The sequence below is a fragment of the Streptomyces paludis genome, assembly GCF_003344965.1.
Taxonomy (GTDB): Bacteria; Actinomycetota; Actinomycetes; order Streptomycetales; family Streptomycetaceae; genus Streptomyces; species Streptomyces paludis.
Genome location: NZ_CP031194.1, coordinates 7,168,164 through 7,189,988 on the forward strand (window position 1 = coordinate 7,168,164; position 21,825 = coordinate 7,189,988).

The window sequence follows — 21,825 nt, forward strand, 5'->3', positions numbered from 1 at the left end:
CGGGAGCCCCCGCGCCCGCCCCCGCGCCGGCGCCCGCGCCCCGCCGTGAGGTCGTCACCGGTGAGCCCCGGCGCGTCCGCCCGCTGCCCCGCTACCGCGCCCAGGCCGAGATCCGCGAACACACCGCGCTCGGCGACGCCTACGTCCGCTCCCTCATGCGCGGCCAACTGCGCGCCGCGCTCACCGTGTTCGGGGTCCTCGCGCTGACCGTCGGCACCCTCCCGCTGGCCTTCGCCGCGCTGCGCGACGCGACCGCCGTCTGGGTCGTGCTCGGCTTCGCCGCGTACCCGCTGCTCACCCTCGGCGGCTGGTGGTACGTCCGGCGCGCCGAGCGCAACGAGCGCGACTTCGCCCGGCTCGTGAAGGGCCGGCCCGCCCCGTGAACCAGAGCTACCCCGTCACGGCCGTCGCCGTCGTCGTGCTCGCCACCGTCCTCGTCGGCGGCTTCGGGCTGCGGATATCCCGTACCACCTCCGACTTCTACGTCGCCTCCCGCACCGTCGGGCCCTCCCTCAACGCCGCCGCGATCAGCGGGGAGTACCTCTCCGCTGCCTCCTTCCTCGGCGTCGCCGGACTGGTGCTGCTGCACGGCCCCGACATGCTCTGGTACCCCGTGGGCTACACCGCCGGCTATCTCGTCCTGCTGGTGTTCGTCGCCGCCCCGCTGCGCCGCTCCGGCGCGTACACCCTCCCCGACTTCGCCGAGGGACGGCTCGAATCGCGCGCCGTGCGCCGGCTGGTCGGGGTCTTTGTCGTCGGCGCGGGCTGGCTCTATCTCGTCCCCCAACTCCAGGGCGCCGGGCTGACGCTGAAGATCCTCACCGGTGCGCCCGGCTGGTTCGGCGGGGTGCTCGTCGCACTCGTCGTGGTGGTGGCCGTCGCGGCGGGCGGGATGCGCAGCATCACCTTCGTCCAGGCGTTCCAGTACTGGCTCAAGCTCACCGCGCTGCTTGTCCCGGCGGTCTTCCTGCTGATGGCCTGGTGGGGTCAGGGACGGCCGCGCCCCGAAGCGGCCCTGGCCGCCGCCGTCGCCGTCCGCGCGGACCATCCGCTCTACGCCACCTACGGCCTGATCATCGCGACCTTCCTCGGCACGATGGGACTGCCGCATGTCGTCGTCCGCTTCTACACCAGCCCCGGTGGCCGGGACGCCCGCCGCACCACCGTCGCCGTACTGGCGCTGATCGGCGCGTTCTATCTGCTGCCGCCCGTCTACGGAGCGCTGGGCCGGCTCTACGTCCCCGTACTGCCCCGCGGTACGGACGCCGACGCCACCGTCCTGCTGCTGCCGGCCCGGGCGCTCGGCGGGCTCGCCGGTGATCTGCTCGGCGCGCTGGTCGCGGGCGGCGCCTTCGCCGCGTTCCTCTCCACCGCCTCCGGGCTGACCATGGCCGTCGCGGGGGTCCTCACCCAGGACGTGCTGCCCGCGCGCGGGGTACGGCAGTTCCGGCTGGCCACCCCGATCGCCATGGCCGTCCCGCTCGGCGGGTCGCTGCTGGTCGCCGGGGCGCCGGTGGCCGACTCGGTGGGCATGGCCTTCGCGGTCTCCGCGTCGTCGTTCTGCCCGCTGCTCGTGCTCGGCATCTGGTGGCGGGGGCTCACCCCGCCGGGGGCCGCCGCCGGACTGCTGCTCGGCGGCGGGCTCTCGTTCGCCGCGACGGTCATCACGGTGACCGGGACCGTACGGTCGGGGTGGCCGCACGCGCTGCTCGCCTGGCCCGCCGTCTGGTCCGTGCCCGTCGGCTTCCTCGCCATGATCCTTGTCTCGCTGGCCACCCGGAGCCGGATACCGGCGGGCACGAACGCGGCGATGGCCCGCTTCCATCTGCCGGAGGGCCTGACATGAGCGGATCCGCGCTCGCCGTACTGATCACCCTGGGCCCGCTGCTCGTCGCGGGCGGCTTCGTCCTCGGCCGGCGCACCGCGCCGCACGGCCGTACCAGCGATGTCGGCACCCCCGTGGAACACGCCACCTTCGAGACCCTGCACACCGCCTCGCTCGCCGCGCCCCCGCTGCGCGCCGGGCTCACCGAGGAGAGCGCCCGCAAGGCGGCCCGCCGGCTGCGCTCGCTGCTGGGCACGGACGCGCTCTGTCTCACCGACCGGGAGCGGGTCCTCGCCTGGGACGGTACGGGCGACCACCACGGCGCCCGGGTGATGGAGCGGATCGGCGCGCTGCTGGAGAGCGGTCGCGGTACGGCCTTCGCGGACGCCTGCGACGACCTCGACTGCCCGCAGCGCTGGGCCGTGGCGGCTCCGCTGACCGTCGACCACCGGGTGCTCGGCACCCTGGTCGCCTACGCGCCGCGCGAGTCCGCGGTGCTGGCGCGGGCGGTCGGCGAGGTGGCCCGCTGGGTCTCCGTACAGCTGGAACTGGCCGAGCTGGACCGCTCCCGCACCCGGCTGATCGAGGCGGAGATCAGGGCGCTGCGGGCCCAGATCTCCCCGCACTTCCTCTTCAACTCGCTGGCCGCGATCGCCTCGTTCGTCCGTACCGACCCGGCCCGTGCCCGTGAACTCCTGCTGGAATTCGCGGACTTCACCCGCTACTCGTTCCGCAGTCACGGCGACTTCACCACGCTCGCCGACGAGTTGCACTCCATCGACCAGTATCTGGCCCTGGTCCGGGCCCGGTTCGGTGAGCGGCTCTCGGTCACCCTCCAGATCGCCCCGGAGGTGCTGCCCGTCGCCATGCCGTTCCTCTGTCTCCAGCCGCTCGTGGAGAACGCCGTCAAGCACGGTCTCGAAGGCGCGGACGCCACCGCGAGCCGGATCACCATCAGCGCGCTCGACGCGGGCGCCGAGGCCGAGGTGGTGATCGAGGACGACGGCGTCGGCATGGAGCCGGACCGGCTGCGCCGGATCCTGCGCGGCGAGGGCGGCGCCTCCACCGGGATCGGGCTGCTCAACGTGGACGAGCGGCTGCGCCAGGTGTACGGGGACGCGTACGGCCTCGTCATCGAGACGGGCGTCGGCGCGGGGATGAAGATCACGGTACGTGTGCCCAAGTACCGCGCGGGCGTGCACGGCAGCTGACGCGGGAGCGCCGGGACGGCCGTGACCGCCGGGACGGCCGTGCGGTCGGAACCTCAGAACAGATGGATCGCCAGATGCCCCAGCGGCAGCCCCAGCTGCCAGGCCGGTGTCCACACCTGGGGCCCCTCCGCCTCGTCCGCGGTCAGCGGACCGGGGCCGTACGGGCCCATCGCGTCGAGGTCGGGTGCCAGCAGCTCCGTCTCCTCCAGCCACCGCCAGGCCGTCCCCGCCAGCGCCAGATCCGGATCACGGGTCCCCGAGCCGGACTCGAAGTCGAGCGCCTCCAGCCGGTCGAGCCGGGCGCAGACCCACTCCCGCCAGCCCGTCCCGTACGCCGTGAGCGAGCGCCACTCCTCCATTCTGGCCACCACGCGCGGTCCGCCGACCGAGCCGTCCGAGAGGAAGATGGTCAGGGCCAGCGCGTCCCGGCCCGCCCGGTACTCCAGCGTCGTCGGTGGCATGAGATCACCGGTGCGCAGCAGCTCGTCGGCGATGTACTCCGCGTACATCCACGCCATGGGGACAAGCAGCCCGCCACCGCCCGCCCCTTCCCCTTCAGTGCATTCCGGACGCATCGATTTTCCGCCTTCCTTCCGTTCCCCCGAAACCTGCTTAAGGGAGCATTGAACCGGCGGCAGCCGCTCCGCGTGGCCAGAAGAGCAGGATCGGTCGGCTGACGGGAGCGGATTGTGACGGGTGTGGCCGACGGTGAGGGCGCCGACGATGGAGCGGACGATTCCGGCCCACATGTACGGTCGCTTCTCGGCGTCTATGTGCTCGACGCGCTCCCGCCCGAGGAGGAGCGGCGGGTCGCGGACCATCTGGCGGGGTGCGACGGATGCGGCGCGGCCTACCGGGAGGTGGCCGACACGCCGTCACTGCTCGGGCTGCTGGACGAGGACGACCTGCGGTGACCGGACCCGCCCTGGGCCCCGCCCCCGGACCCGCCCCGGGAGCTGCCCTAGCCCCCGTCACCGGCCCTCTCGCCGGGCTCGCCCCCGGCCCCGTCGCCGGTCCGGCTGTAGCCCGGCAGCGCGTGCGCCAGGGCCCGCAGCGCGTAGTACGTACGGGACTTGACGGTGCCCGGCGGAATGCCGAGCACCCGCGCCGCCTCGTTGACGCCGAGCCCGCGGAAGTAGATCTGCACCAGCACGGCGCGGTGCTCCCCGCTCAGCGTCCGCACCGCCCGCCGTACGTCGAGGGCCGCGACCGCGCTCTCCGTACGGTCCTCGGGGTCGGCCGTGGCGGCCAGCACCGCGTCACCGACCTCCGGCGGGCGGGCCAGCCGGGATCTGCGCGCGTCGATGGCCAGCCGGCGGGCGACGGTGAACAGCCAGGGCCGCATCGACTCGAAAGGGGCGTCGAACGCCTCGGGGTGGAGCCAGGCCCGTACCAGCGTCTCCTGGACGAGGTCCTCGGCGCGCTGGCGGTCGCCGTAGACCAGACCGAGCAGGAAGTGGAGCAGGGCGGGGCCGTGACACCGCTGGAGTTCGGCCAGGGCCCGCTCGTCGGTGGTCGCCTCGGTGGCCGCGCCGGCGGTCGTGCCGGTGCCGGCGGCGGTGCTGGTGGCGGTGGCGGTGCTCGTGGCGGTAGCGGTAGCGGTGGTCATCGTGGGTCGCCCTTTCTCGCCGTTCTCGCGCTGGGTCCGTGCGGCGTATCCGAACGCATGGCGGCGCCGGGGGACAGACAGCGGGCAGAGATCTGCGACGAGCGGTCGCTCACTGCGACGAGTGGTGCGGTGAACGGTCGGCGGCCGGGCGGGGGCCGGGCGGGGGCCGGTCCGGCGGATGGCCGGGGGACGCCGTTCGGTCCTATTCGGGCGTGGTGTCCCCTTGCTTACTTGACATCCATTTATATGACTATATGTATTCACGGGAACGGTATCCCCGGACCCCGGAGCCCGACCCATGACACAGCGTGTGCGACAGGGAGCAGTGGCCGCCGCGGCGCTGCTCATGACAGCGGCGGCGGCCTGCGCGGCCCCCCGGACCCCCACATCCCCGCACGGGCCACCGGCCACCGGCGCGCCGGCCCCGGCGTCCGCGCGCGGATTCACCCTCGTCGCCTCGGGCGATGTCCTGCCGCACGACTCGGTCATCGACCGGGCCCGCGCGGACGCGGGCGGCTCCGGACACGACTTCGCGCCGATGCTCGCCGGCGTCCGGCCCGTCGTCGCCGCGGCGGACGTGGCGATCTGCCACATGGAGACCGTGGCGGGGGAGGAGGACGGCCCCTTCAGCGGCTACCCGGCCTTCGTCTCCCCGCCCGAGGTGGCCCAGGGACTCAAGGACACCGGCTACGACTCCTGCTCCACCGCCTCGAACCACAGCCTGGACGACGGCTCCGCCGGGGTACGGCGCACCCTCGAAGCCCTCGACAAGGCGGGCGTACGGCACGCCGGCACGGCCCGCTCGGACGCCGAGGCGGCCCGCCCGGCCACCCTGACGGCGGGCGGCGCCCGGATCGCCCAACTCTCCTACACCTACGGCACCAACGACTATCCGCTGCCCGACGGAGAGCCCTGGGCGGTCGCCCTCATCGACGAGAAGAAGATCGTCGCCGACGCCCGCGCCGCCCGGCGCGCCGGCGCCGATGTCGTGGTGGTCAGCCTCCACTGGGGCACCGAGTGGCAGACGGCCCCCGACGAGATCCAGCTCGACCTCGGGAAACGGCTCACCGCGTCCCGTACCGGCAGCCGCCCCGACATCGATCTGATCCTCGGCACACACGCCCATGTCCCGCAGGCGTACGAGAAGGTCAACGGCACCTGGATCATCTACGGGATGGGTGACCAGATCGCCGGGATCATGACCAATGACGACGGCGAACTCGACGGACGCGGCAACCAGGGCTCGATCGGCCGCTTCACCTTCGCGCCGCCCGCCGCGCCCGGGGAGCGCTGGCCGGTGCGGAAGGCGGAGTTCGTCCCGCAGATGATGGACACGGACACGGGCCGCGTGGTGGATCTGCGCGACGCCGTGCGCGCGGACCCGGACCGGGAGGACTACGCCGACGCGCTCGCCGGGATCAGCGCCGCCGTCCTGAGCCGCGGCGCCGCCGCCGACGGACTCGCCCTGGGCCGCGATTGATGACGTACCGCCTCCCGGACACGGGCAACTCCCCGGCCCGGCGGGGTTACGGGACGACGGTCACCGGCCAGCGGCCCGCCTTCACCAGCCGCACCGCCACCGAACCCACGAACCGGTGGCCCGCCGACTCCGAGGCGCCCACCACCACGGCGTCCGCCGTCAGTTCGTCCGCCGCCGTGACCAGCCCGTTGTACGGGTCCCCGTGGAAGGTGTGGAACTCCCAGCGCACGTCCCAGACATCCCTGACCCGCTCTATGGCCACCCGGATCTCCTCCGCCAGCTCCTCCGCGATCTCCGCGGTCGTCCCCGCCACCGGCATACCGAGGGACGCGCCGGCCGCCATCACGGGCTGCACGTAGACGACGGCCAGCAGCGCCTTCTGCCGCCGCGCCAGACCACCGGCGTAGGCGGCGGCGCGGTACGAGGACGACGAACCGTCCACACCGACGACGATCACCTTCGGGCCGTCGGTCCCGCGTTCGAACTGGGTGGGCTGCTGCTGGTCGGTCACGGCACGCAGGCTATCCGTTTCCGGTGGCCGCGCCGACCGGCGCCCCCGGCCGGGCCGCTCCTCCCATCGGGTATTTTCCCCTCTGCGCCCGGTGTGGGGGAGCGGCGCGGCGCGTCCGCCGTGCAAGCCATTGGTCATGAAGAAGGATCAGATGCTTCCGGGGCGGCGCACCGCCCTGCGGATCGGCGCGTGTCTCGGGGTGGCGGTGAGCGCCCGGCTGCTGACCGCCGGGCAGGCGCAGACCCCCGGCCGTGCCGCCCCCCTGCCCCCGACCGCCGGGCCGCCCCCCGCGGGCCCGCCCGCCGCGCCCCTCACGGGACCGGCCGCGGGACCGCTCGCGAACGCCCGGCTGCGGTCCACCGCGTACCGGCTCCAGCCCATGACGGAGGGCGCGTTCCCCGGCTTCCGCAGGGCCGCGCCCCCGGTCCGGACCCGGCCCATCCTGGAACTGCCCGAGCTGGGCGACACCGTGGTGCTCACCTTCGACGACGGACCGGACCCGGCGTACACGCCCGCCATCCTGAGCACCCTGCGCCAGTACGACGTCCGCGCGATGTTCCTGGTCTGCGGGGAGATGGTGTACGACCACCCCGACGTGCTCCGGCGCATCGCCGACGACGGCCATGTCGTCGGCAACCACTCCTGGTCGCATCCGCAGATGACCCGTCTCACCCGCTCCGGTATCCGCCGGGAGATGGCGCGGACCAGCGATGTGGTCGAGGAGACCATCGGCGAGGCCCCGCTCTGGTACCGCGCCCCCTACGGCGCCTGGAACCGGCACTCCTTCGAGATCGGCGCCGAACTCGGTATGGAGCCGCTCGGCTGGACCGTCGACTCGCTGGACTGGACCGAGCCGGGCACCACCACGATCGTCCGCCGGGTGGTGGACGGCGCCGGTCCCGGGGTGGTCGTCCTGTCGCACGACGCGGGCGGTGACCGTTCGCAGAGCGTGGCGGCGTTGCGCCGCTATCTGCCCCGGCTGCTGGACGCGGGCTACCGCGTCGCCGTACCGCACCGCTGAGCCGGAGCGCGCCCGCGCCCCTGACCGGACCGCGGGTCGCGCGGTGTGCGGTCAGGGGCGCGTCGGGTCGCCGGTCAGCCGGTGCCGACCAGCCGGGCGAAGACGACGACGTTCCCGTCGTAGCCCCCGGTCTTCGAGTAGCCGCCGCCGCAGGTGATGACCCGCAGCTCGGCGTGGCCGGTGTCGCCGTACACCCGGGAGCCGGGGAAGTCGTTCTTGGCGAACACCTCGACCCCGTAGATCTCGAACTCGGCGGTGCGGCCGTCGTACCGGTCCACCTCGATGCGCTGCCCCCGCTCCAGCGAGCCGAGCCCGTAGAAGACGGCGGGCCCCTTGCGGTTGTCGACATGGCCGACCACCACGGAGGTGCCGCGCTGTCCCGGCGCGACGCCGTTCTGGTACCAGCCGGCCAGATTAGGGTCCTGCGCGGGCGGCGCCGCGATCCAGCCGTCCGGGTCGAGCCCCACGTCCACGACCGGTGTGTCCACCTTGAGGGCGGGGATCCGTACCCGGGACATCGGCGCGTACGGCAGCGGTCTGACGGCCGGGGCCGTGCCGGTCGCGAGCGCCGCCGGGTCGGGACGGGCCACCGGCGCGGCGGCGGCCGCCGGCTGGGGCGGCCCGAGCGGCCCGTCGACCCCGTTCCGCATGACGGCGATCCCGGTGAGCATGACGAGAGCCAGTACGCCCCAGGGCGAGCGCTTCCTCGACTCCGGAGCGTGATGGACCCGGCCCATAGTTCTCCCTTCGTGGGCACCTGCGGGCACGGTAAGCGCACCTCGCCCGTCCGGCGATCACTGGCGTGCGAACGGGTGGTGCGGCCGGGCGGGATGACCCATTGGAGGGCTCCGGCTCCAGATTTTTTCTGACGGTCCGTGACCTGCGGCTCCGTCAGGCCGGGCAGGGGTACGACGGCGTGTCGCCCCATCTGCGCGGACCGTGCCGAAATGCGGCGTTCCGGTCGCGCGGTGAGGGTTCGTCATGGAAGGCGTACTCGTCGAATCTCCCGGAGCACCGCTTTGGGGCGTCTTCCGCTGGAGGTTCAACGATGCGTGCTTCACGCGCTCTCGCGGTGACCGCGACCGCCTGCGCGGCCGTGGCGCTCTCCGCCCCGCTGGCCGTCGCCACCAACGGTCCGAGGAATGTCACCGTCAACCCCTTCGAGGTCCACCAGGGCGGCACGATCCACATCCGCGTCGAAGGCTGCGGCCACGGTGGCAGCGTCACGTCCAACGCGTTCTCCCGGGTGGAGCTGTCGGACAACGAGTCCGGGCACTCCTCGGCCCGGGCCCGGATCCACGAACGCACCACGCCGGGCCACTACAACCTGGCCGTCCGGTGCAGCGACGACGACCGGGTCGCGACGCACCAGTTCCGGGTGGTGGAGGGGCGCGGCGCGCTCGGCGGCCTCGGCGGTTCCGTCGGGCCCAGCTCCACGGACATGGCGGTCGGCGGCGGGCTCGTGGGGGTGGCGGCCGTCGCGGGCTCGCTCTTCGTCGCCCGCCGACGCCGGACGAGCGGCGCGAGCGTCTGACCGCGTGATCCGTGACCGCGCGGACGCCGGTCGCCCCGAGTCCTGGTGGAGGCTCGGGGCGACCGGCGTCCCCATGTGCCGGTCGGTCTCAGTGCGCGCGGCTCGCCGATCCGCGGCGGCGGGCCGCGTGGACGGCTCCGGCGGCGGCCACGACGACCAGCGCCGTACCGGCCGCCAGTTCGCCGCCGGTGACCCCGCCGACGCTGCCGCCCAGCCCGCCCCGGACCCCGGCGGGCGCGATCGCGGTGGACGCGGCTGTCGGGGCGACCGGGGCCCTGGTGGCGCCCGCGACCGTGAGATTCGTCCGCCCGGTCACCCCGTTGCAGGTGAAGGTGACCTGATAGGCCGTACCTGCCCTGGCGTCCCAGTCCACCGTGGCCAGGGCCGTACGGCCCGCGGGGATGTTGACGGTGTCGAAGACGCCGGAGGAGGCGGTGGCGGTCGAGGAGCAGTTGGTGACCCCGAGGGTCACCCGGCCGCCCGGTGCGACCGTGGCGGGGGTGACGCTGAAGCCGAACGGGGTCGTGCCGCCGTCGACCGCCGCCGTCGCGGCGGGGGCGGTCAGGGCGAGCGCGGCCACTCCCAGCAGAGCGACGGCGGACGCGGCAGGTATCGCGCGCATGGTGAGCCTCCGGGTCCCCGAGGAGCAGCTGCGGAACCGTTTTCCACACAAGCCGTACATGCGCCTCGATGCCGGAAACGCTAGGAGCGCGTTATCACAGCCGCGATCGCTGACGGTCGAATGGGGCACGGGAGTCCCCCGGCCGGCGGACCCCGCCCGGCGGACCCCGGCCGGCCGGGGGCTCCCGTACCCCGGAACGTTCCTCCTCAGGACCCCAGGTGCGGGAACAGATGGAGGAAGGGTTCGGGGGTCGCGCCGATGCCCCGGCCGTAGGGCGCGTCGAAGTCCCAGATCAGGAAGAGCAGGAACGCGATCAGCACACTGAACAGCCCCGCCAGCAGCAGCTCGCGGAAGGTGCGGCGGATCTGGAGCACGAAGATCAGCCCCACGGTGACCATCGCGCCGATGATCAGGCCGAACCAGACGACCGCGGGCATCGTGGCCCCCGCGTTCTCGGCGCGGACCCCCCGGGCGTCGTCCACGGCCGCCACCTGGTCGACCAGCGGCTGGTACGCCTGGCCCTCCAGATCCGTGCGCGGTACGAACCGCGTCACGTCCGTGCGGAGCGTGTTGAGCAGTTCGGTGCCCTTCGCGGTCAGCTCCTCGTGGTCGGCCATGTGCGGCCACTCCTTGTGGACGACATAACTGACATACGCGTCCACGTCCGCGCGGATCAGGTCCCGCGTCTCCGTGGGATAGACCTGCACCCGCTGACTGATCTCGTGCAGGGCCTGGGCCTCCTGGCGTACGGAGTCCTGGGCGGCGCTGCGGCCCTCCCAGACGCCGGCGATCGCGAGGCCCAGGACGATCGCGTAGACCACGCCGATCATCATCGTCATGTAGTCCATGACATCGGGGGTTTCGCTGGTGTCGTCGTCCGCGCCGAATCTGCGGCTGTTGAAGACGACGATGGTCAGGACGACCGCGCAGGAGGCGGCCATCGCGATGGACAGAACGAGCCATTCCGACATGAGTGTCTCCGTGGATCAGCGGGAACGGGGGCGCAGCACGGCGACGGCGAGCACCGCCGGGGCCGTGAGCAGGAGCATCATCAGGACCGGAGAGGTGTGGTTCCGTGGCTGGTCACGGGTCGCCTTGCGGTACGCGGGCAGGGCGACTGCGGTCGGGGTGGGGGTGGCGGACGGGGTCGGTTTCGGCGTGGGCGTGGGCGAGGGCGGCGCCGGGCTCGGTGCCGGAGGTGGCCGCCGTACCTGTACGGGTACGGGCGCGGGCGCCGGAGCCGGTGTCGCCCTCGGCGGCCGGGGCGTCGGCCGCGCGGGCGGCGGCGGTGGCGGCGGCTTCGGTACGACGGTCGGCGGGGGCGGCGGGGGCGGTGGTGTGGGCGGTGGCGGTGGGGTCGGAGGGGGTGGCGGTGTGGGCGGCGGTGGAGGTGGCGGTGGTGTCGGGGGAGGCGGCGGCGGGGGTGGAGTCGGGGGAGGCGGCGGCTTCGGCGGTGTCGGTGGGGTCGGGGGCGAGGGCGGCGGACAGTGGCCGTCCCCGGCCGACGCCCACGCGGAGCCACCGGAGCCGTCCGCGCCGGCCGAGGCGTAGGCGCAGCTGTCCGCGGTGGCGGGCGCGGGGGCGGCCGTCAGAGCTATGAGTGCGGCGGCTGCGAGCAGCCGCCCGACGAGCGATCCGTACACGGGCGGGAGCCTGTTCCGCTTCTGGCCGCGGCACGCGGAAAACTGAGCAGATTCCCCCGGATAGGGGGTATTTGGCAGCGGTCTCACAGAGCTTCAGAAGTTTTTTGCGACCACGTTGAACGCGAGCCCACCCCAGCTCCGTACTTAGGGCCATGAAGCAGCGCACATGGGCGCCGCAACTGGCCAACTGATAACAGGAGTCGACATGAACACCTGGCGGAACGCCTCGCTCGCGGTGACCGCGGCGGCCGTACTGGCCCTGACGACGGCGTGCGGTCAGGATCAAGGCGCCACCAACGGGCAGTCCGTCGGCGCTGTGAGCCCGGCCGACGCCGGTGCCGGTTACGGCGGCGCCGGTTCGTCCGGCTCCGGCTCCGGATCGGGCTCGGGCAGCGACTACGGCTCCGACGCGGGTACGGCGAACACGGCGGCCACCAAGCCGGCCGGCCAGCTCGCCGTCGCCACCAACGCGAAGGTCGGCAAGGTCCTCACGGACGGCGAGGGCTTCACGCTCTACCGCTTCGACAGGGACACCGCCAGCCCGCCGAAGTCCAACTGCGAGGGCGACTGCGAGGCGGCCTGGCCGGTGGTCACCGCCGACAACGCCAAGGCCGCGGCCGGTACGGACGCCGAGCTGCTCGGTGAGGTCACCCGTGCCGACGGTACGAAGCAGCTCACCGTCGACGGCTGGCCCATGTACCGCTACGCCAAGGACACCGCCGCCGGCGATGTCAACGGCGAGGGCGTCGGCGGCACGTGGTTCGCCGCGGCCCCCGACGGCACGAAGGCTTCCGGCGGCGCCGGCGGTGGCGCCGCGGGCGGCGAGACGGCTCCGGCCGACCTCAAGGGCCTGTCGGTCCGCAAGGACCCCAAGCTCGGCGACATCATGGTCGACTCCAAGGGCATGACGGTCTACCGGTTCACCAAGGACACCGCGTGGCCGATGAGCACCGCCTGCACCGGTGAGTGCCTCGACAAGTGGCCGGTTGTCGCCCCCGTCGACAAGAACAACGTCGCCGACGGCATCCTCAAGAAGGGCTTCGTGACCTTCGACCGTCCCGACGGAATCAAGCAGCAGACCATCAACTGCTCCCCGATCTACACCTTCGCCAACGACAAGAAGCCCGGTGACACCAACGGTCAGGGCGTCGCCGGCACCTGGTTCGCGGTCACTCCCAACAATGAGCTGGTCAAGACCAGCTAGTCACTCTCGGGCCGCGGAAAACCGCGGCCGCCCGGTCCGCCGTCACACATCCCCGTGTGGCGGCGGACCGTCGCATTGACGCCGGTGTGTGACCAAGAACGGATCGTTAATTTCCGTTTGGGCTCGCTCTCTTGGCGGTCGATCAGTAGCCTCGGCTCGAACAACCGGCCATGTACATGGCTGTCCGTGGCGACTGTTGGAGACATCGATGGAGCGTCCCGCCTGGGCCCCGCAGGGCATCGACATATCGGTGCCGAGCGTTTCCCGCATTTACGACTACTATCTGGGCGGTTCGCACAATTTCGAGGTGGACCGGGAAGCGGCCCGTAAGGCGATGAGTTTCATGCCGGGGCTTCCCACGATCATGAAGACCAACCGGGCCTTCATGCGCCGGGCGGTGAAATTCGCCCTGGACGAGGGTGTTACCCAGTTCCTCGACATCGGCTCCGGCATTCCCACCTTCGGCAATGTCCACGAAGTCGCCCAGAGCCGGAACCCCGACGCCAAGGTGCTCTACGTCGATCACGACCCGGTCGCCGTCGCCCACAGCCGGGCGGTTCTCGAAGGCAACACCAACGCCACCGTCATGAGCGCGGATCTCCGCGATCCGGAGTCGATCCTCAAGAGCCCCGAGACAGCCGGGCTGCTCGATCTGGAACGGCCCGTGGCGCTGCTGCTCGTCTTCGTCCTGCACTTCCTGGAGGACAAGGACGAGCCGTACCGCGCGGTGGAGCGGCTGCGCGAGGCGCTCGCGCCCGGCAGCCTGATCGTCCTGACCCACGCCTCGTACCACGGTGTCCCGCTCTCCCAGGCCGAGGCGGGCGGCGCGGTCGCCGTCTACAAGGACATCCGCAGCCCGCTGGTGATGCGGACGCGCGAGCAGACGGCCCGGTTCTTCGACGGCTTCACCATGGTCGCGCCCGGTCTGGTGGCCATGCCCGACTGGCGCCCCGACTCCCCCGCCGAGGAGGAGGATCCGTACGCGTTCTCCGGCTTCGCCGGTGTGGGACGCAAGGCATGACGGTGCCCGAGGCGGCGGGACCGGCGACGGACCCCGACGGCCTGGAGGACAGACTCAGGCGTTTCGCGACGATCTGGAGCCGGGCGATCTTCCCGGCGACGGCCACGTCCTTGACGCGCCCCGAATTCGAGACACTGCTGCTGCCGCTGGCCCGTGAGCTGCGGGACGCGCTGCACGCGTACCCCTTCGACACCGCCCCGGCCACCCGGGTCGGCTCCGCCCTCGTGGCGGGACACTGCACCGACCCCGAGGCGCTCGGCCGTACGCTCGGTGTGATCGACTCCTATCTGGTCCTGTACTGCGGCGCCGACGAGCTGCCGCCCGAGGAGGGCCGGGCCCGCTGCGCCCGCCTCCAGCACTCCCTGGCCGCCGGCTTCGCCCAGGCGCTGCGCGAACGCACCCTCGCCGAGCAGGAGGCCATCGCCCGCTCCGCGCTCGCCGCGCGCAGCCACGCCGAGTCCGCGCTGCACGCCACCGAGGCGCGCTTCCACGCCGTGTTCGAGGGCGCCGCCATCGGCATCGGCATCGCCGACCTCGACGGCAAGGTGCTGGAGGTCAACGACACCCTCACCCAGATGTTCGGCGGCCTCGAACACCATGTGCGCAGCCGGAATGTGAGCGAGTGGGTCCACCCCGAGGACGCGCCCCACGTCTGGCGGATGTACGGCGAACTGGTGCGCGGGGAGCGGGAGCACTTCCGCGTCGAGAAGGCGTTCTACCGCAACGACGGCACCGTGCTCTGGACCAATCTCACGCTCTCCCTGCTGCGCGACGCCGAGGGCCGGCCGCAGTACCAGCTGGCGCTGATGGAGGACACCACGGAGCGGCGGCTGCTCCATCTGCGGCTGCGCTACGAGGCCACCCACGACGCGCTGACCGGACTGCCCAACCGGACCCTGTTCTTCGAGCGCCTGGAGAAGACGCTCTCCGCCGGAGACGGCGCGCGCTTCGGCCTCTGCTATCTCGACCTCGACGGCTTCAAGGCCATCAACGACAGCCTCGGCCACTCCTCCGGCGACCGGCTCCTGGTCGAGGTCGCCGACCGGCTCCAGAGCTGCGCCACCGCGTCGGGGGAGATGGTGGCCCGGCTCGGCGGCGACGAGTTCGTCGCGCTGACCAGCGGCCCCGACACCCGGACCGGCGTCTCCGAGCTGGCCGCCCGGATCCTCGGGGTGCTCGCCGCGCCCATCCGGATCGAGGGCCGCGAGTTCACCGTACGGGGCAGTATCGGCGTCGTGGAGGGCCCCGCGGCGGGCCGCAGCCCGGCGGAGGTGCTGCGCAGCGCGGACATCACCATGTACCGGGCGAAGGCGGCCGGCGGCAACCGCTTCGAGCTGGCCGACCCGGAGGCGGATGCCCGCGCCATCACCCGGCACGGGCTGACCACCGCGCTGCCGGCGGCGCTGGAGCGCGGCGAGTTCTTCATCGAGTACCAGCCGCTGGTACGGCTGGACGACGGCACCGTGCACGGCGCGGAGGCGCTGGTGCGCTGGTCCCATCCGCAGCACGGCGTCCTCGGCCCCGACCGGTTCATCCCGCTCGCCGAGCACACCGGGCTGATCGTGCCGCTCGGCCGCTGGGTGCTGGAACAGTCCGTACGGCAGGCCCTGTTCTGGCACCAGCAGCTCCCGGAGGGCTCGACCGGGGCGGCGCCGCGCGTCAATGTGAACCTGTCGCCCACCCAGCTGCACCACCCGGGGCTGGTCGCCGACACCGTCGAGGTGCTGGAGCGGATCGGCCTGCCGCCGGGCGGGCTCTGCCTGGAGGTCACCGAGTCGGCGCTGATCGGCGCGGACGAGGACCTGCTCAAGCCGCTGCGCCAGCTCGCGGAGATGGGCGTCGACATCGCGCTGGACGACTTCGGCACCGGCTACTCGAATCTGGCGAATCTGCGCCGGCTGCCGCTGAGCGTCCTCAAGCTGGACCGTTCCTTCACCCAGGGGATGCAGCAGCATCCGGCGGACCCCGTCGATCTGAAGATCGTTGAGGGGATCGTCTCGCTCGCGCACAGCCTTCAGCTGGCCGTGACCGTCGAGGGCGTGGAGACCGGGGCACAGGCGGACCATCTGCGCCGGCTGGGCTGCGACACCGCGCAGGGCTGGTACTACGCCCGGCCGGGACCGCCCGACCAACTGCACACCCTGCTGCTCGCCGACGCGGTCTGACGCTCCCGCCGCACCCGTCCGCCACACCCGCCGCACCCGTCCACCGCCGCACCTGGCTGCCGCACCCGCCGCACCTGCTCTACCGCCCCGGCCGGGCGGCGTGCTCCGCCCGGCCGTCGCCGGGGTACCGCGTGGCCAGCAGCACCCGCTGCAACTCCCGGGCGGCGCGCGGCGGGGCGACATCGCTGCGGTGCGCGAGCGCGATCGTACGGCGCAGTCCCGGCCGGGCGAGCGCCGTCACCCGCAGCCCCGGGGCGCGCGCCGCGACCATGCTGGGCACGACGGCCAGGCCCAGCCCGGCCCGTACGAAGCCCAGTACGGCGTCCATCTCGCCGCCCTCCACGGTGAACGACGGCTCGAACCCCTCGGCGCGGCAGGCGGCCACGGTCAGCTCCCGCAGGTCGTAGCCGTGCCGGAACATCACCAGCGGCTCGCCCGCCAGATCGGCGATCCGGACCGGTCGGCGGGGGGCCGGGCCGGCGGCCGAGGAGACCACGACGAGATCCTCGTGGAGCAGCTCGACCGTGGTCAGCGCGGGCGACGCGGCGGGCAGGGGCATCACCACCAGCGCCAGGTCCAGCGCTCCGCGCGCCAGCTCCCGCACCAGGTCGTGGGAGCCGCTCTCCTCGATGAGCAGCTCGATGCCCGGATGCAGATCGTGGAAGGCGCGCAGTACCTCGGGCAGCAGCCCCGTGCACAGGCTCGGCGGCGCCCCGAGCCGCACCCGGCCGCGCCGCAGCTGGACCAGCTCCTGCACCTCGACCCGCGCCGTCTCGGCGTCGGCGAGGATGCGCCGGGCGAGCGGGAGGAGCGCCTCGCCCGCGTCCGTGGGCGCGACATTGCCCCGGGCGCGGCTGAACAGCTCGGCGCCCAGCTCCTTCTCCAGCGCCCGGATCTGCTGGGAGAGCGAGGGCTGCGAGACATGGACCCGCTCGGCCGCGCGGGTGAAGTGCCGGGTCTCGGCTACGGCCACGAAGTACAGAAGCTGCTGGAACTGCATTCCGCCCATGATAGTCCGACGATAGGCGTGGACTATGGAGATCAGCCGGACCATGTCTTGGACCTCTGGCTTCCGGCGGCCTAGCGTGCTGTGCATGGCTCTGGGAACGGACCGAAAACAAGTGGACCGAAAACCGGCGGACCCCGGACGGGCGGCGCGCGGACGCACGGCGCGGCGGCCGTCGCTCGTACGGATCCTCTGGACCTCCACGATCGGCAAGAAGACGGTCATGGCCGTCAGCGGCCTGATCATGCTCGGCTATCTCGTCGCGCACATGCTCGGCAACCTCAAGATCTTCTTCGGTCCGGCGGAGTTCAACGGCTACGCCCACTGGCTGCGGACCCTGGGCGAGCCCGTCCTGCACCACGAATGGGCGCTCTGGCTCGTCCGGTTCGTCCTTGTCGCCGCCGTCGTCGCGCACGCGGTCTGCGCGTACCAGCTCAGCCGGCGCGACCTCGCCGCCCGCCCGACCGGATACGCGCACAAGCGCCGCCGCGCGAGCTACGCGACCCGCACCATGCGCTGGGGCGGCGTCATCCTCGCCCTTTTCATCGTCTGGCACATCCTCGACCTGACGACCGGCACCGTCCACTCCGGCGGCTTCCAGCCCGGCCACCCGTACCAGAACGTCATCGACACCTTCTCCACCTGGTACGGCAACACCATCTACCTCGTCGCGATGCTCGCCCTCGGACTCCACATCCGGCACGGCTTCTGGAGCGCCGCCCAGACCCTCGGCGTCGGCAGCGCCACCCGCGAGCGGCTGCTGCGTGCCACGGCCGATCTGCTGGCCCTCGCCCTGACCGCCGGCTTCGTCGCCGTACCCGTCGCCGTCATGACCGGAGTGGTGAGCTGACATGAGCACCCCCTACCGCACCCCGTACACCGACTACGCCACCGGCGACCCGATCGCCGACACCAAGGCACCGGACGGGCCCGTCGCCGAGCGCTGGAACCGGCGCCGCTTCGAGGCCAAGCTCGTCAACCCCGCCAACCGCCGCAAGCACACCGTCATCGTCGTCGGCACCGGACTCGCCGGCGGCGCCGCCGGAGCCACCCTCGCCGAACAGGGCTACCACGTCGTCCAGTTCTGCTACCAGGACTCCCCGCGCCGCGCCCACTCCATCGCCGCACAGGGCGGTATCAACGCCGCGAAGAACTACCGCAACGACGGCGACTCCGTCCAGCGCCTCTTCTACGACACCGTCAAGGGCGGTGACTTCCGGGCCCGCGAGTCCAATGTGCACCGGCTCGCCGAGGTCTCCGTCGAGATCATCGACCAGTGTGTCGCCCAGGGCGTGCCCTTCGCCCGGGAGTACGGCGGACTCCTCGACACCCGCTCCTTCGGCGGCGTCCAGGTCTCCCGCACCTTCTACGCGCGCGGCCAGACCGGCCAGCAACTCCTGCTCGGCGCCTACCAGGCACTCTCCCGGCAGATCGCCGCCGGCGCCGTCGAGATGCACGCCCGTACCGAGATGCTCGATCTGCTCGTCGTGGACGGACGCGCCCGCGGCATCGTCGCCCGCGACCTGATCACCGGCGCGGTCTCCACCCACTTCGCCGACGCCGTCGTCCTCGCCTCCGGCGGCTACGGCAATGTCTTCTACCTCTCCACCAACGCGAAGAACAGCAACGCCACCGCGCTCTGGCGCGCCCACCGGCGCGGCGCCCTCTTCGCCAACCCCTGCTTCACCCAGATCCACCCCACCTGCATCCCGCGCTCCGGCGACCACCAGTCCAAGCTGACGCTGATGAGCGAGTCGCTGCGCAACGACGGCCGGATCTGGGTACCGAAGGCGCCCGGCGACCGGCGCCCGCCCGACCGTATCCCCGAGGACGAGCGCGACTACTACCTGGAGCGGATCTACCCGGCCTTCGGCAATCTCGTCCCGCGCGACATCGCCTCGCGCGCCGCCAAGAACGTCTGCGACGAGGGCCGCGGCGTCGGCCCCGGCGGACAGGGCGTCTATCTCGACTTCGCGGACGCGATCGCCCGGCTCGGCCGCGCGGCCGTCGAGGAGAAGTACGGCAACCTCTTCGAGATGTACGAGCGGATCACCGCCGAGAACCCGTACGAGGTCCCGATGCGGATCTATCCGGCGATCCACTACACGATGGGCGGACTCTGGGTCGACTACGACCTCCAGACCACCGTCCCGGGGCTCTTCGCCATCGGAGAGGCCAACTTCTCCGACCACGGCGCCAACCGGCTCGGCGCCTCCGCCCTCATGCAGGGCCTGGCCGACGGCTACTTCGTCCTGCCCTCCACCATCAACGACTATCTGGCCCGCCATCCGCACCACGACCCGGTCGACGACTCCCACCCGGCCGTAGCCGAGGCGGTCGCGGACACCGAGGACCGGCTGCGGCTGCTGCTCACCATCGACGGCGACCGCACCCCCGACTCGTTCCACAAGGAGATCGGTGAACTCCTCTGGGAACACTGCGGCATGGCCCGCACCGAGAGCGGACTGCGCAAGGCGCTCGACCGGATCCCGCTGATCCGCGAGGAGTTCTGGCGCCGCGTCAAGGTGCCCGGCACCGGCGAACAGCTCAACCAGTCGCTGGAGAAGGCCAACCGGATCGTCGACTACCTGGAGCTGGCCGAGCTGATGTGCCTCGACGCCCTGCACCGCGCCGAGTCCTGCGGCGGCCACTTCCGCGCGGAGTACCGGACCGCGGGCGGCGAGGCCGAACGGCGCGACGGGCAGTTCTCGTACGCGGCGGCCTGGGAGTTCAAGGGCACCGGCGCCGCGCCCGTCCTGCACAAGGAAGACCTCGTCTTCGAGTACGTCCACCCCACCCAGCGGAGCTACGCATGAGGCTCACCCTGCGTGTCTGGCGCCAGCCCGACGCCCACGCCCCCGGCGCCATGGTCACCTACCCGCTCGACGGCATCTCCGAGGACATGTCGTTCCTGGAGATGCTCGACACCCTCAACGAGGAGCTGATCCTCCGGGGCGACGAGCCGGTCGCCTTCGACCACGACTGCCGCGAAGGCATCTGCGGCGCCTGCGGGGTCGTCATCAACGGCGACGCCCACGGACCCGAGCGCACCACCACCTGCCAGCTCCACATGCGGCACTTCACCGACGGCGACACCATCGATGTCGAGCCCTGGCGGGCCGGGGCCTTCCCCGTCGTCAAGGACCTGGTCGTGGACCGCTCCGCCTTCGACCGGATCATCGGCTCCGGCGGCTACATCACGGCCCCGACCGGCGCCGCCCCCGAGGCACACGCCACCCCCGTACCCAAACCCGACGCCGACTCCGCCTTCGAACACGCCGAGTGCATCGGCTGCGGCGCCTGCGTCGCGGCCTGCCCCAACGGCTCCGCGATGCTCTTCACCTCGGCGAAGATCAACCATCTCAACGTACTGCCGCAGGGCGCGCCGGAGCGCGAGACCCGGGTGCTCGACATGGTCGCGACGATGGACGAGGAGGGCTTCGGCGGCTGCACCCTCGCCGGCGAGTGCGCCACCGCCTGCCCGAAGGGCATCCCGCTGCCGTCGATCGCGGCGATGAACAAGGAGTGGCTGCGCGCGGCCCGCAGAACCACGCGGTAGCAGGGAAAAGGGCGGTCAGGGGCGGGGCGTCAGGAGGGCGGCCAGCCGGCGGTACGAGTCGAGCAGCGCCGCGCGGTCGTACGTACTCGTCGTCACCAGGAACTCGTCCGCCCCGCTGCGCCCCAGCAGCTTCTCCAGCCCCGCCGCCACCTCCTCGCCGGTGCCGTACAGCCGGCCGCGCGCCGCCTCCTCGAACAGGGTCCGCTGCCGCCCGGTCATCTCCGCGACCGGCGGCACGGACTCCGGGGGCACGAGCGGCGGGAACACCCCCCGGGTGCGCGAGTACGCGGTGGCCCACGCCTCCGGGAGCAGCAGCCGGCGCGCCTCCTCCGCCGTGGCGGCGACCGCGACCGTACCGGACACCACGACGTACGGCCGCGGGTGGGAGCCGGAGGGGCGGAAGTCCGCGCGGTACGCGTCGATCGCCCGCAGCATCTCCTCCTCGCCGCGTACCGGCGCGATCACCAGCGGCAGCCCCGCCTCGGCCGCGACCCGGGCGCCCTTCCCGGTGGCGAGGACGAACGCGGGCACCCGCAGCCCCTCGGTGGGGCGGGCACGCACCCCGGGGCGGCGGCCGGGGCCGCCGGTGAAGTAGCCGAGCAGCTCCGCGAGCTGCCCGGGGAAGTCGTCGGCGTCCCGCTTGTCCCGGCCGAGGGCGGCGCGTATCCCGTCGGTGAACCCCACGGAACGGCCGAGGCCCATGTCGATCCGGCCCGGGAAGAGCGACTCCAGCACACCGAACTGCTCGGCGATCACCAGTGGCCGGTGGTTGGGCAGCATGACCCCGCCCGTGCCGACCCGGATCGTCGAGGTCGCGGCCGCGACGGCCGCCGCGAGCACCGTCGGCGCGGATCCGGCGATACCCGGCACACCGTGGTGCTCCGAGACCCAGAAGCGGTGGTAGCCGAGCGCCTCGATCCGCCGGGCGAGGTCCACGGTGTCGCGCAGCGCCCCGGGGGCGTTGTGCCCCCGCCGGACATGGGAACGGTCGAGTACGGAGAAGCGGGTGGTCGCGAGGGTGGTCACAGCCTCTTCAACAACACGCCGGCCACGGGATTCCCGGCCGCCGGAGCGCGGCCCGTCGTGCCGCCCGCCTCACAGCTCGTCGTCGAGGCGGAAGCCCACCTTCATACCGACCTGGTAGTGCTCGATGTCGCCGTCCACGATATGGCCGCGGACCTCGGTCACCTGGAACCAGTCCAGTCCGCGCAGGGTCCGGGCCGCGCGGGCCACGCCATTGCGGATGGCGTCGTCGACGCCCTCGTGGGAGGTGCCGACGATCTCGGTGACCCGGTAGGTGTGGTGGGACATGGGGCGCTCTCCTCTGCGTGTCGGCACGCCGGTCCGAACCCCGCGCGCCGGGCGTGTCGCGGTGTCACTCCACCGTGCCCCACGGCGCGCCGCGGCGCGAGAC

At 72.6% G+C, this 21,825-nt stretch carries 23 protein-coding genes; 13 read left to right on the forward strand and 10 right to left on the reverse strand.

Features of this window, described 5'->3' with window-relative positions; all coding sequences use genetic code 11:
* Positions 1–83 precede the first annotated feature (83 nt).
* From DVK44_RS31645 to DVK44_RS31655, 3 genes are read left to right on the forward strand one after another with little or no spacing between them, the layout of a single operon-like run.
* Positions 84–383 carry a hypothetical protein gene (locus DVK44_RS31645; RefSeq protein ID WP_114665565.1) on the forward strand — a complete coding sequence of 100 codons (300 nt, stop codon included), beginning with the start codon at positions 84–86 and terminating at the stop codon, positions 381–383.
* On the forward strand, positions 380–1,846 hold the full coding sequence (locus DVK44_RS31650; RefSeq protein ID WP_114664052.1) for a sodium/solute symporter: 1,467 nt from the start codon (positions 380–382) through the stop codon (positions 1,844–1,846). The genes DVK44_RS31645 and DVK44_RS31650 overlap by 4 nt, the downstream gene beginning before the upstream one ends.
* Positions 1,843–3,036: a histidine kinase gene (locus DVK44_RS31655; protein ID WP_114664053.1), complete on the forward strand. Its 1,194-nt coding sequence runs from the start codon at positions 1,843–1,845 to the stop codon at positions 3,034–3,036. The genes DVK44_RS31650 and DVK44_RS31655 overlap by 4 nt, the downstream gene beginning before the upstream one ends.
* 53 nt (positions 3,037–3,089) lie before the next feature.
* Here the strand turns inward: DVK44_RS31655 and DVK44_RS31660 are convergent, their stop codons facing one another.
* The gene (locus DVK44_RS31660; RefSeq protein ID WP_114664054.1) at positions 3,090–3,611 is read right to left on the reverse strand and encodes a hypothetical protein; all 522 of its coding nucleotides are present in this window, start codon (positions 3,609–3,611) and stop codon (positions 3,090–3,092) included.
* Between the two features lie 123 nt (positions 3,612–3,734).
* Here DVK44_RS31660 and DVK44_RS31665 point away from each other — a divergent pair, with 123 nt between their 5' ends.
* Positions 3,735–3,950, forward strand: coding sequence for a zf-HC2 domain-containing protein (locus DVK44_RS31665; protein WP_114664055.1), 216 nt, complete (start codon positions 3,735–3,737; stop codon positions 3,948–3,950).
* A 47-nt stretch (positions 3,951–3,997) separates the two neighbouring features.
* Here the strand turns inward: DVK44_RS31665 and DVK44_RS31670 are convergent, their stop codons facing one another.
* The gene (locus DVK44_RS31670; protein WP_114664056.1) at positions 3,998–4,645 is read right to left on the reverse strand and encodes a sigma-70 family RNA polymerase sigma factor; all 648 of its coding nucleotides are present in this window, start codon (positions 4,643–4,645) and stop codon (positions 3,998–4,000) included.
* Between the two features lie 298 nt (positions 4,646–4,943).
* On the opposite strand from DVK44_RS31670, the gene DVK44_RS31675 reads away from it, so the two are divergent.
* Complete coding sequence (locus DVK44_RS31675) at positions 4,944–6,125, forward strand: CapA family protein (protein ID WP_114664057.1); 1,182 nt, start codon at positions 4,944–4,946, stop codon at positions 6,123–6,125.
* Positions 6,126–6,171: 46 nt separating this feature from the next.
* Here DVK44_RS31675 and DVK44_RS31680 read toward each other — a convergent pair whose 3' ends face one another.
* Positions 6,172–6,636, reverse strand: coding sequence for a universal stress protein (locus tag DVK44_RS31680; RefSeq protein WP_228447448.1), 465 nt, complete (start codon positions 6,634–6,636; stop codon positions 6,172–6,174).
* Positions 6,637–6,772: 136 nt separating this feature from the next.
* On the opposite strand from DVK44_RS31680, the gene DVK44_RS31685 reads away from it, so the two are divergent.
* Entirely contained in the window at positions 6,773–7,657 is an 885-nt protein-coding gene (locus DVK44_RS31685) for a polysaccharide deacetylase family protein (protein ID WP_114664059.1), read from the forward strand.
* 74 nt (positions 7,658–7,731) lie between these two features.
* On the opposite strand, the gene DVK44_RS31690 is transcribed toward DVK44_RS31685, so the two are convergent.
* Positions 7,732–8,394, reverse strand: a complete 663-nt coding sequence (locus tag DVK44_RS31690; protein ID WP_114664060.1) for a class F sortase — start codon at positions 8,392–8,394, stop codon at positions 7,732–7,734.
* Positions 8,395–8,705: 311 nt separating this feature from the next.
* Between DVK44_RS31690 and DVK44_RS31695 the strand changes: the two genes are divergently transcribed.
* Complete coding sequence (locus DVK44_RS31695) at positions 8,706–9,191, forward strand: hypothetical protein (RefSeq protein ID WP_114664061.1); 486 nt, start codon at positions 8,706–8,708, stop codon at positions 9,189–9,191.
* A gap of 88 nt (positions 9,192–9,279) precedes the next feature.
* On the opposite strand, the gene DVK44_RS31700 is transcribed toward DVK44_RS31695, so the two are convergent.
* The 3 genes from DVK44_RS31700 to DVK44_RS31710 all read right to left on the reverse strand — a co-directional run bounded on the left by DVK44_RS31700 (position 9,280) and on the right by DVK44_RS31710 (position 11,325).
* Positions 9,280–9,813: a hypothetical protein gene (locus DVK44_RS31700; RefSeq protein ID WP_114664062.1), complete on the reverse strand. Its 534-nt coding sequence runs from the start codon at positions 9,811–9,813 to the stop codon at positions 9,280–9,282.
* A gap of 206 nt (positions 9,814–10,019) precedes the next feature.
* Positions 10,020–10,784: a bestrophin-like domain gene (locus tag DVK44_RS31705; RefSeq protein ID WP_114664063.1), complete on the reverse strand. Its 765-nt coding sequence runs from the start codon at positions 10,782–10,784 to the stop codon at positions 10,020–10,022.
* A gap of 112 nt (positions 10,785–10,896) precedes the next feature.
* The gene (locus tag DVK44_RS31710) at positions 10,897–11,325 is read right to left on the reverse strand and encodes a hypothetical protein (RefSeq protein ID WP_162794146.1); all 429 of its coding nucleotides are present in this window, start codon (positions 11,323–11,325) and stop codon (positions 10,897–10,899) included.
* A 336-nt stretch (positions 11,326–11,661) separates the two neighbouring features.
* Between DVK44_RS31710 and DVK44_RS31715 the strand changes: the two genes are divergently transcribed.
* From DVK44_RS31715 to DVK44_RS31725, 3 genes are all read left to right on the forward strand, one after another.
* Positions 11,662–12,660, forward strand: a complete 999-nt coding sequence (locus DVK44_RS31715) for an SCO0930 family lipoprotein (protein WP_114664065.1) — start codon at positions 11,662–11,664, stop codon at positions 12,658–12,660.
* Positions 12,661–12,868: 208 nt separating this feature from the next.
* A complete protein-coding gene (locus DVK44_RS31720; protein WP_114664066.1) occupies positions 12,869–13,681 on the forward strand; it encodes an SAM-dependent methyltransferase in 813 nt (270 codons plus the stop codon).
* Positions 13,678–15,846 carry a putative bifunctional diguanylate cyclase/phosphodiesterase gene (locus DVK44_RS31725; protein WP_114664067.1) on the forward strand — a complete coding sequence of 723 codons (2,169 nt, stop codon included), beginning with the start codon at positions 13,678–13,680 and terminating at the stop codon, positions 15,844–15,846. The genes DVK44_RS31720 and DVK44_RS31725 overlap by 4 nt, the downstream gene beginning before the upstream one ends.
* A gap of 79 nt (positions 15,847–15,925) precedes the next feature.
* On the opposite strand, the gene DVK44_RS31730 is transcribed toward DVK44_RS31725, so the two are convergent.
* A complete protein-coding gene (locus DVK44_RS31730; protein WP_114665566.1) occupies positions 15,926–16,846 on the reverse strand; it encodes a LysR family transcriptional regulator in 921 nt (306 codons plus the stop codon).
* Between the two features lie 94 nt (positions 16,847–16,940).
* Here DVK44_RS31730 and DVK44_RS31735 point away from each other — a divergent pair, with 94 nt between their 5' ends.
* Genes DVK44_RS31735 through DVK44_RS31745 form a run of 3 tightly spaced genes read left to right on the forward strand, consistent with a single transcriptional unit; the run spans position 16,941 to position 20,411 of the window.
* The gene (locus DVK44_RS31735) at positions 16,941–17,702 is read left to right on the forward strand and encodes a succinate dehydrogenase (protein WP_114665567.1); all 762 of its coding nucleotides are present in this window, start codon (positions 16,941–16,943) and stop codon (positions 17,700–17,702) included.
* Position 17,703: 1 nt separating this feature from the next.
* Positions 17,704–19,668, forward strand: a complete 1,965-nt coding sequence (locus DVK44_RS31740; RefSeq protein WP_114664068.1) for a fumarate reductase/succinate dehydrogenase flavoprotein subunit — start codon at positions 17,704–17,706, stop codon at positions 19,666–19,668.
* A complete protein-coding gene (locus tag DVK44_RS31745; protein WP_114664069.1) occupies positions 19,665–20,411 on the forward strand; it encodes a succinate dehydrogenase/fumarate reductase iron-sulfur subunit in 747 nt (248 codons plus the stop codon). The genes DVK44_RS31740 and DVK44_RS31745 overlap by 4 nt, the downstream gene beginning before the upstream one ends.
* 15 nt (positions 20,412–20,426) lie before the next feature.
* Here the strand turns inward: DVK44_RS31745 and DVK44_RS31750 are convergent, their stop codons facing one another.
* Both DVK44_RS31750 and DVK44_RS31755 read right to left on the reverse strand, forming a co-directional pair.
* Positions 20,427–21,437: an MsnO8 family LLM class oxidoreductase gene (locus tag DVK44_RS31750; RefSeq protein ID WP_114664070.1), complete on the reverse strand. Its 1,011-nt coding sequence runs from the start codon at positions 21,435–21,437 to the stop codon at positions 20,427–20,429.
* Between the two features lie 69 nt (positions 21,438–21,506).
* On the reverse strand, positions 21,507–21,722 hold the full coding sequence (locus DVK44_RS31755; protein WP_114664071.1) for a dodecin: 216 nt from the start codon (positions 21,720–21,722) through the stop codon (positions 21,507–21,509).
* Positions 21,723–21,825 lie beyond the last annotated feature (103 nt).